Origin of the sequence: Actinomyces sp. oral taxon 175 str. F0384 (assembly GCF_000223355.1) — a bacterium.
Taxonomy (GTDB): domain Bacteria; phylum Actinomycetota; class Actinomycetes; order Actinomycetales; family Actinomycetaceae; genus Actinomyces; species Actinomyces oris.
Genome location: NZ_AFUR01000001.1, coordinates 1,569,732 through 1,582,029, shown reverse-complemented (window position 1 = coordinate 1,582,029; position 12,298 = coordinate 1,569,732). Strand labels below are relative to the sequence as shown.

The window sequence follows — 12,298 nt, the reverse complement described above, 5'->3', positions numbered from 1 at the left end:
GCGTCCCACCCGTTCAGCGCAGGGACCGTCCGCGCCGAGCGCCCCGACGGCGCATCACGGAACCGAGCAGGCCGGGCCGGCGGCCCCCGCCAAGCGGCCCCGGACTGCCTCCGCTTCCAGGACATCCAGGGGCGCGGGGGGCGCCCTGCCACCTTCGCGGCCTCGACGTTCAGCGATGTCGAGGGGCGCGTCCAGCGCCTCTCCCTCGTCGCGTCGCAGGGGCGAAGGCGCCAGCCGAACCAGTCCCCGCCAGGCGTCTCCCAGTCCCGACGCAGCCGCAAGCACCGAGCTGACCGTGTTCGGCCGCCGGCAGGTGGCTCTTTCCGGAGGAGATGACCGGGTCGTCTCCACCGGGCTCGCCGATCGGCTCAAGGAGCGTCAAGCCGCCCTGCACCGGTTGCGGCTGCGACGGGCGGTGAGGGCCGCCGTCGTGGTGGTCGCCATCGTCGTGGCGGTCTGGGCCCTGGCCTTCTCACCTCTCCTGGGCCTACAGGTCCGCAGGATCTCCGTGGCGGGTTCGGACGGCAGCGTCTCCGACAAGCAGGTCCGAGACATTCTGGCCTCGTACGAGGGCGACTCGTTGCTGCGGCTCGACACCGGCCGGCTCTCCACCCAGGTGAGCGACAAGCTGGTCCGGGTGCGCCGGGCGCAGGTGACCAGGGCCTGGCCCCACGGGCTGCGGGTGCACCTGACGATGCGCGTCCCGGTGGCCACCGTGCAGGACTCGGACGGTTACCAGGTCCTCGACAACGAGGCCGTGGTCCTCGAGCGGGTCTCCGAGCCGCCGTCGGGCCTGGTGAATATCGTGCCCGATCCTGCCGCGCAGGCATCGGGGCCACAGAGGATCTCCGCCAAGCAGGTCGCCGCCGTCACCCAGGTGGTGGGTTCCCTCACGCCGGAGACCCTGGCCCAGGTGAGCAGCGGCAGCGCCACTGAGGCGGGGCAGGTCACACTGACCTTGTCCAGCGGGGCCAGCGTGGTCTGGGGCAACAACCAGGACAACGCGCTCAAGGCGCGCGTCCTGGCGACTCTCATGACCACCACCGCCTCCATCTACGACGTCTCCTCGCCGCATCGCCCCACCACACGATCCGCTGACAGCGCCGGCGCGACCCCCGTGGCACCATCGCCGACGTCCTGATCGGCTCTTGCGCTCCGACGCTGCGCGGCATCTCCAGGAACAGCGGGGCACGCAGCAGCACGCACCCGTAAACCTTCAGGTTCATCGCAGGTAAATTGCAGTGATATAGCAGGGAATCCGCAGGCAACTGCACACGAACACGCCGGGCTTCAATGCGATGCGACGTCCTGGATGTCTCATAGCGTTAAGCCCGTCGTTCAGAGAATGACATAAGTATTGACCTTAACTTGAGGTTGAGGTTTGAGGGGAGTCCTCGTCGGAGGGCTCATGACGAAACTCGCGGAGGGGACGCCAGTGGTCGAGAGCATGGCTGTGGACGACTCACAGCACTACCAGGCAGAGATCAAGGTCGTCGGTGTTGGCGGCGGCGGCGTCAACGCCGTCAACCGCATGATCGAGGCCGATCTGCGTGGCGTGGAGTTCATCGCCGTGAACACCGACGCCCAGGCGCTGCTCATGTCCGACGCTGACGTCAAGCTCGACGTCGGGCGGGACCTGACTCGAGGGCTGGGAGCGGGGGCCGACCCGGCGATCGGCCGCAAGGCCGCCGAGGACCACGAGTCCGAGATCCGCGAGGCTCTCGACGGCTCGGACATGGTCTTCGTCACCGCGGGCGAGGGAGGCGGTACCGGCACCGGTGCAGCCCCCGTCGTCGCCCGTCTGGCCAAGAGCATCGGCGCGCTGACCATCGGTGTGGTCACCCGTCCCTTCTCCTTCGAGGGACGCCGCCGCTCGGCCCAGGCCGAGGACGGCGTCCAGGCGCTGCGCGAGGAAGTCGACACCCTCATCGTCATCCCCAATGACCGCCTCCTGCAGATCGCCGACAAGAACATCTCCGTCGTTGACGCCTTCAAGCAGGCCGACCAGGTTCTTCTTCAGGGTGTCCAGGGCATTACCGAGCTCATCACGACCCCCGGTCTCATCAACGTCGACTTCAACGACGTCAAGTCCGTCATGCAGGGCGCCGGCAGCGCGCTCATGGGTATCGGCTCGGCCACCGGTGAGGGGCGCGCGATCACGGCCACCGAGGAGGCCATCGCCTCGCCGCTGCTGGAGACCTCGATCGACGGCGCCCACGGCGTGCTGCTCTTCTTCCAGGGCGGTTCCGACCTGGGTCTGTTCGAGATGAACGAGGCCGCCAACCTGGTGCGCGAAGCCGTCCATCCCGAGGCCAACATCATCGTCGGAAACGTGGTCGACGGCGCCCTGGGAGACGAGGTGCGGGTGACGGTCATCGCCGCCGGCTTCGACTCCGAGCCGGTCGTTGGTGGCCTGGCCGATCCGATGACTCGGCTCTCGCGCGCCGCCGCGGTGCCGCCGGTGCCCTCCTCCCCGGTCGACGACCTGCCTCCGGCCCCGGCTCCTCGTGGTGGCGCCCATGCCGCCCAGAACCCGGTGACTCGTCCGGTCCCGCTGGCTCCGCCGCCCTCCTCCTCCCCGGCGGCCGCGGCGCACCTGTCGGAGGTCAGTGCGGCCGACGCCCTCTCCTCGGGGAGCATGCCGGCCTATGTGGATGAGTCCTACGGCTCCTACGGCTCGGTGCCGGCGCAGCAGCACTCGGTCTCCGATCTTGAGGTTCCTCAGGTGATCGGGGTCGACGCCGACGATGACGGCATCGACTTGCCCGACTTCCTGCGCTGAGCGGCATCGCTGTCCGGGGGCGCGGCAACATGTGCGATACCACCGCCGTTGAGGCCTCGGATCTGATCGAGGTGGATCTGGGCCCGCGGGCTCGTGGGTTCTTCACCACTCGCGGCCTGCGGGCCCGTCCCGTCTCGGCCCCGGGTGGCGGCGCTCAGGACCGGGGTGCGGAGCGCGAGGAAGGGGCCGCATATGACGGGTGGAACCTGGCGCTCCACGTCGGGGACGACTCGCAACGTGTTCATTGTCATCGTCGTCGGCTCGAGGAGCTGCTCGGGCTCGAGCAGGGGCGCCACCTGGCCTGGATGAACCAGGTTCACTCCGCCGTCGTGGCCACGGCTCAGGCCGGTGACGTTCCCACGGCGGACTCCCTCGTCCTGGACTCTCGGACGGGCGGGGCTCCTGCAGGCTGCTGCGTTCTCGTGGCCGACTGCGTCCCCGTCCTGCTCGCGTCCCGGGACGGAGCTCTGACGGCCGCCGTGCACGCCGGTCGGCGAGGCATGCTCGACGGCGTCGTCCCCGCCACCATCGACTTCCTTCGGCGCAGCGGAGTGGAACCGGCGGATCTGTGGGCCGCCGTGGGGCCGTCGATCTGCGGCTCCTGCTACGAGGTCCCCGAGGAGATGCTTGCCCTGTCCGCGCAGCGCGAACCGGCGTGCGCCTCGCGCACATCGTGGGGGACGCCCGGCCTTGATGTTGCAGCAGGGGTCCTCGCCCAGCTCGAGCGCGCCGGTGTTGGTCACATCAGCGCTGGTCAGTGGTGCACCTACGAGGACCCTCGCTTCTTCTCCTACCGCCGTGACGGAGTGACCGGACGCATGGCAGGCATTGGAGTTCCGCGATAATGCCCGTCTGCTGAGTAACTCCTGGGCGTGACCTTCCTGAAACCTGAGGTGGGGGACACGCCGAGGTGAGGTCCCCGTGCGGCGTCACGGGGACGGATACCGTCGCAGCACATCCGGAACGCAGGGGACCGGACGAACCAAGGAGCGATAAATGGGCGCGCTGCGCAGTATGACCAGTTTCCTCGGCTACTCGGAGCCGGAGGAAGAGACCTACGAGGACAGCTACGAGGCTGCCGATGCCGGTTACGCCGTGCAGGAGCACGAGCAGGACTTCGTTGACGAGGGGTACGAGGACTTCTCTGCCCCGGCTGCGCCCGATCCCGTTGTCGCTGCCCCCGACCTTCGCCGCATCGTCACGGTTCACCCCTCGACCTACAACGAGGCCAGGATCATCGGCGAGTCCTTCCGTGACGGCGTCCCCGTCATCATCAACCTCACCGGCATGAGCGAGTCCGACGCGCGTCGCATGGTGGACTTCTCCGCCGGTCTGGTCTTCGGGCTGCACGGTGCCATCGAGCGTGTCACTCCGCGCGTGTTCCTGCTGACTCCGGCCAGCGTGGAGATCGACGGCGGCGAGGTCGCCGAGGCTCGCGGCCGCTTCTTCAACCAGAGCTGAGCTGACTCGTACGTGAACCTCGTCTCTGCGGTAGCCGGGATCCTGTCGAGCATTCTGAGCCTGTACTTCCTCATCCTCCTGGTCAGGGTTGTGCTCGACTGGATTCAGGTATTCGCCCGCCAGTGGCGTCCCCAGGGGGTCGTCCTGGTGCTGGCCAACCTTGTCTACGCTCTGACGGATCCTCCTCTGCGAGTGATCCGTCGGAGGGTTCCCATGGCACGCCTGGGAGGGGTCGGTATCGACCTGAGCTTCCTGGTCCTGGTCTTCGGGATCTGGATCATCCAGTGGTTCCTCGGGTTTCTCATCTGAACAGGTGTGAAGTTGTGAGCGAACCGCTAGAGTGCTGTTCTCACGTCAGCGTGAGATAGCGCGCTTGATGTGGCCTGAACCTCGAGTTCAGGTACTCTGTCCGCATGAGTGACCGGATGCCCGGTGCTCGTGACCTTATCCGTAACGACACCGAGGTGACGACCCATGACGCTGCTGACAGCAGACGACGTCCTCAACAAGAAGTTCCAGGCGACCAAGTTCCGTGAGGGCTACGAGCAGGACGAGGTCGACGAGTTCCTCGACGAGGTAGTCGAGGCCATGCGTCAGCTGGAGGCTGAGAACGCCGACCTCAAGGCCAAGCTCGAGGCCGCCAACCGCCGAGTAGCCCAGCTCGGCGAGGGCGCTGCCATCCCCTCCGCACCCGCTTCCCCCGTATCTCCGGTTCAGGCGGAGCCTGCCATGTCCATGCCGGCCGTCTCCGCCGGCGAGACCGGCGGCCAGGGCCCGGCTGCTGCCTCCGGCATGCTCGAGCTGGCCCAGCGCCTTCACGACGAGCACGTCGCCAATGGCAAGGCCGAGGGCGAGCGCATCGTCACCGAGGCCCGCTCCACCGGTGAGCAGATCGTGCGCGAGGCCGAGGACCAGCGCAACCGCACCCTCGCCCAGCTGGAGAAGGAGCGTGCCAACCTCGAGCACAAGATCGACGAGCTGCGCCGCTTCGAGTCCGACTACCGCACTCGCCTCAAGAGCTACCTGCAGAACCTGCTGGCCAACGTCGAGGACGGCGGCGAGAGCTCCATCTCCAGCCTGTGATCCTGCAGGGGTCGTGATCCTCCAGGCCGTGATCGCCTCCCGGCCCATCCCCGTGAGCACCTTCGGGAGTGGCCAACGGAGCCCCATCACGACGGTCCCCATCCGATCAGGATGGTTCCGCTCCACCAGTCACCAGTGACACGGCCTCCTACGAAGGGCGGCGACCCGCACGGGTCGCCGCCCTTCGCTGGGTACACAGCCCATTCGTCACCCGTTCTCCTCTGAGCACAATGCGAGAAAGCCCCATGCCTGACCACGTCGATCCCGCATCCTTAGCACAGGAAGCCGCCGGCAGTGCTGCTGACGGCGGTAACGCCGACCACGCCGATAGCGCCGTCCCGCTGCCCACGGACAATCCCTTCAGCGCCATGGATAAGGCCATGACGTCGCAGGAGGGGTCAGCGGACGCGAGACGATCCAAACGCCTCCCCGTGATCGTGCTGTGGCTGGTGGCGATCATTGTTATCGTCGTGGACCAGGCCTCCAAGCAGTGGGCGCTCTCAGCCCTGTCCGACGGTCGGCACACAGCGCTGTTCGGCCGGGCGCTTGGCCTGGTCCTGGTGCGCAACCCGGGCGCCGCCTTCTCCTTCGCCACCGGGCAGACGTGGATTTTCGCGCTCATCGCCTCCTGCGTCGTGGCCATCATCATCCGTGTCTCCCGGAACCTGGCGTCTGGCTCCTGGGCGGTGGCCCTCGGCCTGGTCCTGGGCGGCGCGGTCGGCAACCTCATCGACCGCCTTCTGCGCGAGCCAGGCTTCCTGCGCGGCCATGTCATCGACTTCATCGACTACGGCGGCTACTTCGTGGGCAATGTCGCCGACATCGCCATCGTGGCCGCAGCCGCGGGCATCATCATCCTGTCCCTGGGAGGCTGGGAGATCGACGGCACGCGTGCCGGCGCCTCAGACGACCCGGAGGCGGAAGGCGGTGGCGCACCGCCCTCCTCAACCCGCCGAGGAGTTCGGGTCCGCGGGAAGGATCGCGGCGAGGCGTCCTCCAAGCCGGGGGAGCCCTTGGATGCATCGACGCAGGCGGCTCCCGTGGAGCCGCAATGAGCGTGCGCCTGCTGCCCGTTCCCGACGGCTTCGACGGCGAACGCGTTGATGCCGCGCTGGCCCGGATGACGGGATTGTCCCGCAGCCGGGTCGAGGACCTGTGTGAGGCCGGAGAGGTGCGCCGAGGCGGCGAGACGCTGGCCAAGTCCTCTCGTCTGCGCGCGGGCGAGCTCCTCGAGGTCGACCTGCCCGACCCTCGTCCCGTCGAGCCGGTCGCCACTCCCGTGGAGGGCATGGAGCTGCTCTACGAGGACGAGGACATCGTCGTCGTCGACAAGCCCGCGGGCGTGGCCGCGCACCCCTCCATGGGGTGGGACGGCCCCGACGTCCTCGGCGCCCTGAAGGCCATGCACGTGCGAGTGGCCACCTCCGGCGCCGCCGAGCGCCAGGGCATCGTCTCGCGCCTGGACGTGGGCACCTCGGGCGTCATGATCGTGGCCAAGGGGGAGCGGGCCTACTCGGTGCTCAAACGCGCCTTCCGGGAGCACACGGTGGACAAGGTGTACCACGCCCTGGTTCAGGGCCACCTCGATCCCTCCAGCGGCACCATTGACGCCCCCATCGGCCGTCACCCCAGCCGAGAGTGGAAGATGGCCATCATCGAGGGCGGGCGGGAGTCCATCACCCACTACGACGTCATCGAGGCGATGCCCGGGGCCTGCCTGGCCGAGATCCACCTTGAGACCGGGCGCACCCACCAGATCCGCGTCCACATGGCCGCCGTCGGCCACCCCTGCGTCGGAGACGCCACCTACGGCGCCGACCCGGCCATGACGGCGCGCACCGGTCTGATCCGCCAGTGGCTCCACGCCCGCGAGCTCGGCATCGCCCACCCCATCACCGGTGAGCACATGGTCTTCACCTCTGACTACCCCGACGACCTCGTCCACGCCCTCGATGTCTTGCGCCTGCCCTGATCCCGATGATGACTGGTCGCTGACTCCCGGGTGTACGTGCTCGTGCGGACAGCAGCGGGACTGAGAGGAGAGACACATGAGGATCGTCGTCATCGGCGCCGGGGGCATCGGAGGATGGCTCGGCGCCCGTCTGGCCGCGAGCGGCCAGCAGGTCGGCTTCCTGGTTCACGATCGCACCCTGGCGGCCCTGCGCTCGGGCGGGCTGACGCTGCGTGACTGCTCCCGGGGCGATCCCGGTACCGTGACCGCCCGCATCGAGACGCCCCTGGCCAGTGAGGATCCGCAGGCTCTCAACGACGCCCTGGGCGGTGAGCCTGACCTGGTCCTGGTCACCACGAAGGTCGATGCGCTACCGCAGCTGGCCTCGGCGCTCAGAGTTCTGACCGGCCCCGACACCGGTGTCGTCTCCACTCAGAACGGGATCAGCGCGCCCGAACTGCTCGCCGACGCCGTCGGAAAGGAGCACGTCCTGCCCGGAGTTGCCCGGGTCTACTCCGCCATCACCTCGCCCGGGGAGGTCCGCACCATCGGCAACGCCGGCTCCCTGGCCCTCGGGGAGTGGGACGGCTCCGCCACCGCTCGCTGCGCCGCCGCCGTCCAGGCCCTGGAGGTAGCCGGAATCCGGGCCTGGATCCCGGTCTCCATCTGGGCCGAGCTGTGGCGCAAGGTCTCCTTCGTCGTCGTCCAGGGTTCCCTCGGTGCCGCCACGAACGCGCCCATCGGCGTCCTGCGCAGCGACCTGAGAGACGCCTTCACTCGGGCCGTGGGCGAGGTCGTCGCCGTCGCCGCGGCACTGGGCCACGACCTGGCCACCGACGATGCCCCCGACCCGGTCGCTGCGGCCCTGCGCATGGCTGACGCTCAGCCGGCCGGAGCCACCACATCGATGCAGCGGGACATCGCCTCAGGCCTGCCCAGCGAGCTCGACGCCCAGCTCGGTGCCCTGTGCCGCGCCGGAGACGAGGCGGGTGTTCCCACCCCCGTGCTCGACCTTGCGCTCAGCGTTCTGGCTCCGCGGGAGGCCGCCGCCCGGGCGGGCGCCTGAGCCCGAAGCCCCTCCCGGAGGCGGTGGGAAGGGCGCCGCCCAGCAGAGGATTTCTCCCCCGGCTTAGCCGCTACCTCGGCGGTGTCCCGTCATGGCTGGGCAAGGCCCTGCCTTCGCGCTGGAGCGCGCTGGGCCCCTCCAGGAGACATGGTGCCGGGCGGGCCTAGGATGGGGCCATGGCGGAGATGAGCAGTCAGGAAGAAGCAGCCCCCAAGGACGACTTCGTCCACCTCCACGTCCACACCGACTACTCCATGCTGGACGGCGCCGGGAAGATCAAGGACTACGTGGCCGAGGCCAAGCGGCTGGGCCAGCCCGCCCTGGCGATCACCGACCACGGCTACATGTTCGGAGCCTACGAGTTCTACGCGGCCGCCACGGCCGCCGGCATCAAGCCGATCATCGGGGTCGAGGCGTACATGACTCCGGGTACCTCCCGCTTCGACAAGACCCGTGTGTTCTGGGGCGATGAGTCCCAGCGGAGCGACGACGTCTCCGCCCGCGGCTCCTACACGCACATGACGCTGCTCTCACGCAACAACGAGGGCCTGCACAACCTCATGCGCATGGACTCCTTCGCCTCCCTGGAGGGTCAGTGGGGCAAGGCGCCGCGCATCGACCGCGAGCTGCTCTCGCGCTATGCGAGCGGCCTCATCGGCTCCACCGGCTGCCCCTCCTCGGAGGTCCAGACCCGCCTGCGCCTGGGCCAGTGGGACGAGGCCCTGCGCGTCGCCGGGGAGCTGCAGGACATCTTCGGCAAAGAGTTCTTCTACGTCGAGCTCATGGACCACGGCCTGGAGATCGAGCAGCGCGTCACCAAGGATCTGCTGCGCATCGCCCAGGAGATCGGGGCCCCGCTGCTGGCCACCAACGACTCCCACTACGTGCGCCCCGAGGACCGCACCATCCAGGACGCGATGCTGTGCATCAACTCCGGCTCCGTGCTCTCCGATCCTGATCGCTTCAAGTTCGACGGTGACACCTACTACCTGCGCCCCGGCGCCGAGATGCGCCGCCTCTTCTCCGAGATGCCCCAGGCATGCGACAACACCCTGCTCGTGGCTGAGCAGTGCGACGTGCACTTCCGTACCGTGGACGAGGGGGCCTCATATATGCCGGCCTTCCCCGTCCCCGAGGGGGAGACCGACGAGTCCTGGTTCATCAAGGAGTGCTGGCGCGGCATGGACCGTCGGTTTAACGGCGACATCCCCGAGGACTGCCGCAAGCAGGCCGAGTACGAGATCAGCGTCATCACCCAGATGGGGTTCCCCGGCTACTTCCTCGTCGTGGCCGACTACATCAACTGGGCCAAGGCCCACGGCATCCGGGTCGGGCCGGGGCGTGGATCGGGAGCCGGCTCCATGGTTGCCTACGCCATGGGCATCACCGAGCTCAACCCGCTGCGCCACGGGCTCATCTTCGAGCGCTTCCTCAATCCCGAGCGCATCTCCATGCCCGATATCGATGTCGACTTCGACGAGCGTCGGCGCGACGAGGTCATTGAGTACGTGCGCGAGAAGTACGGCGCCGACCGCATCAGCCAGGTGGTCACCTACGGCGTCATCAAGGCCAAGCAGTCCTTGAAGGACTCCAGCCGCGTCATGGGCTACCCCTACGCCGTCGGCGACCGGCTCACCAAGGCCATGCCCCCGTCCGTCCAGGGCAAGGACATCTCCATTAAGGGCATCTTCAACCCCGCCGACGAGCGCTACGGCGAGGCCGAGGAGTTCCGCAAGCTCCACGCCGAGGACCCCGACGCCCAGAAGATCGTCGAGCTGGCCAAGGGGCTGGAGGGCATGACCCGTCAGTGGGGCGTCCACGCCTGCGCCGTCATCATGTCCTCAGCCACGCTGACCGACATCATCCCCATGATGCAGCGCCTCCAGGACGGCGCCGTCATCACCCAGTTCGACTACCCCACCTGCGAGCACCTGGGCCTGCTCAAGATGGACTTCCTGGGACTGCGCAACCTCACGGTCATCTCCGACGCCCTGGAGAACATCGTCGCCAACGGCAAGCCGGCCCTGGACATCGACCACGTCGAGCTCGACGACCGCGCCACCTACGAGCTGCTCTCACGCGGTGAGACCCTGGGCGTCTTCCAGCTCGACGGCGGGGGAATGCGCACGCTGCTGCGCCTGATGAAGCCGGACAACTTCGAGGACATCTCCGCCGTCGGCGCCCTCTACCGGCCCGGCCCCATGGGGGCGGAGTCCCACACCAACTACGCGCTGCGCAAGAACGGCCTGCAGGAGGTCATCCCGATCCACCCCGAGCTCAAGGAGGCCCTCGACCCGATCCTGGGGACCACGCACGGTCTCATCGTCTACCAGGAGCAGGTCATGAAGATCGCCACCGACCTGGCGGGATTCTCCATGGGCAAGGCCGACGCGCTGCGCAAGGCCATGGGTAAGAAGAAGATGGACATCCTGGCCAAGATGTTCGTCGAGTTCGAGGCCGGGATGGTTCAGTCCGGCTTCTCCAAGGAGAGCGTCAAGACCCTGTGGGACGTCGTCGTCCCCTTCGCCAAGTACGCCTTCAACAAGGCCCACTCGGCCGCCTACGGCGTCGTGTCCTACTGGACGGCCTACCTCAAGGCGCACTATCCGACCGAGTACATGGCCGCCCTGCTCACCAGCCAGAAGGACAACAAGGACAAGCTGGCCGTCTACCTGGGGGAGTGCCGCCACATGGGCATCACCGTCCTGCCCCCGGACGTCAACGCCTCGCGGGCCCAGTTCTCCGCGGTCGGTGAGGATGTGCGCTTCGGGCTGTCCGCTGTGCGCAACGTCGGCATCAACGTCGTCGACGCGATCGTGGCCGCCAGGGAGGACAAGGGCGAGTTCACCTCCTTCGAGGACTTCCTCGACAAGGTTCCCGCGGTCGTGTGCAACAAGCGCACCATCGACTCTCTCATCAAGGCCGGGGCCTTCGACTCCCTGGGGCACACCCGGCGCTCCCTGCAGGCCTGCCACGAGGACTTCGTCGATGAGGTCATCGGCGTCAAGCGCAACGAGGCCGCCGGCCAGTTCGACCTGTTCGCCTCCCTCATGGGTGGGTCCGACGACGCCGACGACTCACCCTTCGGCAACGGCCCGGTCTTCTCCTCCGACGTTCCCAACCTGCCGGAGTGGGACAAGAAGGACAAGCTCGCCTACGAGCGCGACATGCTGGGCCTCTACGTCTCCGACCACCCCCTCATGGGCCTGGAGGGGCTGCTGGGCAAGCTCGCGGACAAGGAGATCTCCGAGCTCCACGAGAACGATGAGCTGCCCGACGGCGCCATGGTCACCATTGCCGGGCTCATCACCTCCCTGACCCGCAAGACCACCAAGCAGGGAAACCTGTGGGCCATCGCCCAGGTCGAGGACCTGGCCGGAAGCATCGAGGTGCTCTTCTTCCCCCAGACCTATCAGACCGTCTCCACCATGCTGGCCCCGGACACGGTGGTCACGGTGCGCGGACGTCTCAACCGGCGTGACGGGCAGGTCGCCCTGTACGCCCAGGAGATGACGATCCCGGACATCTCCAGCGCCGCCCACGAGGCGGTCCTCATCACCCTTCCCACCAACCGGTGCACCGGGCCTCTGGTGGAGCAGTTCAAGGACGTGCTCACCAAGCACCCGGGCGGCTCCACGGTCCGTCTGACGCTGACCAGCCCGGGGCGCGAGGTGCGCACTCAGCTGGACGCCTCGCTACGGGTGGAGGCCTCGCCCGCCTTCTACTCCGACATCAAGGCCCTTCTTGGACCGGGGTGCCTGCGCCACTAGAAAGCCGTCTCCCACGGAGTGGATCGCCCGCCCCGATGGGGACGTCGAGCAACCGATGCCAGCCCGAGCGGGCACCGTTCGCAAACCCGTTCGTGATCTCATCGTGTCCTCATCAGTGCGCCACACGCCGGCTTTCCTTAGGGCGGCAGGTCCGCCTTCGGGAAGGTGGAAGCCGTTTTTGAGGC

Annotated in this window: 10 protein-coding genes; all 10 read left to right on the top strand. The window is 68.0% G+C overall.

Annotation, left to right across the window (positions count from 1 at the left end; translation table 11 throughout):
* Positions 1-295 precede the first annotated feature (295 nt).
* The 10 genes from HMPREF9058_RS06635 to dnaE all read left to right on the top strand — a co-directional run bounded on the left by HMPREF9058_RS06635 (position 296) and on the right by dnaE (position 12,113).
* Positions 296-1,141 carry a cell division protein FtsQ/DivIB gene (locus HMPREF9058_RS06635; RefSeq protein ID WP_043537680.1) on the top strand — a complete coding sequence of 282 codons (846 nt, stop codon included), beginning with the start codon at positions 296-298 and terminating at the stop codon, positions 1,139-1,141.
* A 267-nt stretch (positions 1,142-1,408) separates the two neighbouring features.
* Positions 1,409-2,782: a cell division protein FtsZ gene (ftsZ, locus tag HMPREF9058_RS06630; RefSeq protein WP_175284677.1), complete on the top strand. Its 1,374-nt coding sequence runs from the start codon at positions 1,409-1,411 to the stop codon at positions 2,780-2,782.
* A gap of 29 nt (positions 2,783-2,811) precedes the next feature.
* Positions 2,812-3,627 carry a polyphenol oxidase family protein gene (locus tag HMPREF9058_RS06625; protein ID WP_009406052.1) on the top strand — a complete coding sequence of 272 codons (816 nt, stop codon included), beginning with the start codon at positions 2,812-2,814 and terminating at the stop codon, positions 3,625-3,627.
* Between the two features lie 151 nt (positions 3,628-3,778).
* Complete coding sequence (locus HMPREF9058_RS06620; RefSeq protein WP_009747222.1) at positions 3,779-4,243, top strand: cell division protein SepF; 465 nt, start codon at positions 3,779-3,781, stop codon at positions 4,241-4,243.
* Between the two features lie 12 nt (positions 4,244-4,255).
* Entirely contained in the window at positions 4,256-4,552 is a 297-nt protein-coding gene (locus tag HMPREF9058_RS06615) for a YggT family protein (RefSeq protein WP_009405529.1), read from the top strand.
* A 165-nt stretch (positions 4,553-4,717) separates the two neighbouring features.
* Complete coding sequence (locus HMPREF9058_RS06610; protein WP_003786267.1) at positions 4,718-5,326, top strand: DivIVA domain-containing protein; 609 nt, start codon at positions 4,718-4,720, stop codon at positions 5,324-5,326.
* A 245-nt stretch (positions 5,327-5,571) separates the two neighbouring features.
* The gene (lspA, locus tag HMPREF9058_RS06605; RefSeq protein WP_009747362.1) at positions 5,572-6,381 is read left to right on the top strand and encodes a signal peptidase II; all 810 of its coding nucleotides are present in this window, start codon (positions 5,572-5,574) and stop codon (positions 6,379-6,381) included.
* Positions 6,378-7,298, top strand: a complete 921-nt coding sequence (locus tag HMPREF9058_RS06600; RefSeq protein ID WP_009406043.1) for an RluA family pseudouridine synthase — start codon at positions 6,378-6,380, stop codon at positions 7,296-7,298. Before lspA ends, HMPREF9058_RS06600 begins: the two co-directional genes overlap by 4 nt.
* Positions 7,299-7,374: 76 nt before the next feature.
* Positions 7,375-8,343, top strand: a complete 969-nt coding sequence (locus tag HMPREF9058_RS06595) for a ketopantoate reductase family protein (protein ID WP_009405792.1) — start codon at positions 7,375-7,377, stop codon at positions 8,341-8,343.
* A gap of 176 nt (positions 8,344-8,519) precedes the next feature.
* A complete protein-coding gene (gene dnaE / locus HMPREF9058_RS06590) occupies positions 8,520-12,113 on the top strand; it encodes a DNA polymerase III subunit alpha (RefSeq protein WP_009406201.1) in 3,594 nt (1,197 codons plus the stop codon).
* The last annotated feature ends 185 nt before the right edge of the window (positions 12,114-12,298 follow it).

Bases quoted from the DNA above. Each gene is read 5' to 3' on its own strand.
- ftsZ (WP_175284677.1), top strand. From the start codon at position 1,409: ATGACGAAACTCGCGGAGGGGACGCCAGTGGTCGAGAGCATGGCTGTG.
- HMPREF9058_RS06625 (WP_009406052.1), top strand. From the start codon at position 2,812: ATGTGCGATACCACCGCCGTTGAGGCCTCGGATCTGATCGAGGTGGAT.
- HMPREF9058_RS06620 (WP_009747222.1), top strand. From the start codon at position 3,779: ATGGGCGCGCTGCGCAGTATGACCAGTTTCCTCGGCTACTCGGAGCCG.
- HMPREF9058_RS06610 (WP_003786267.1), top strand. From the start codon at position 4,718: ATGACGCTGCTGACAGCAGACGACGTCCTCAACAAGAAGTTCCAGGCG.
- lspA (WP_009747362.1), top strand. From the start codon at position 5,572: ATGCCTGACCACGTCGATCCCGCATCCTTAGCACAGGAAGCCGCCGGC.
- HMPREF9058_RS06600 (WP_009406043.1), top strand. From the start codon at position 6,378: ATGAGCGTGCGCCTGCTGCCCGTTCCCGACGGCTTCGACGGCGAACGC.
- HMPREF9058_RS06595 (WP_009405792.1), top strand. From the start codon at position 7,375: ATGAGGATCGTCGTCATCGGCGCCGGGGGCATCGGAGGATGGCTCGGC.
- dnaE (WP_009406201.1), top strand. From the start codon at position 8,520: ATGGCGGAGATGAGCAGTCAGGAAGAAGCAGCCCCCAAGGACGACTTC.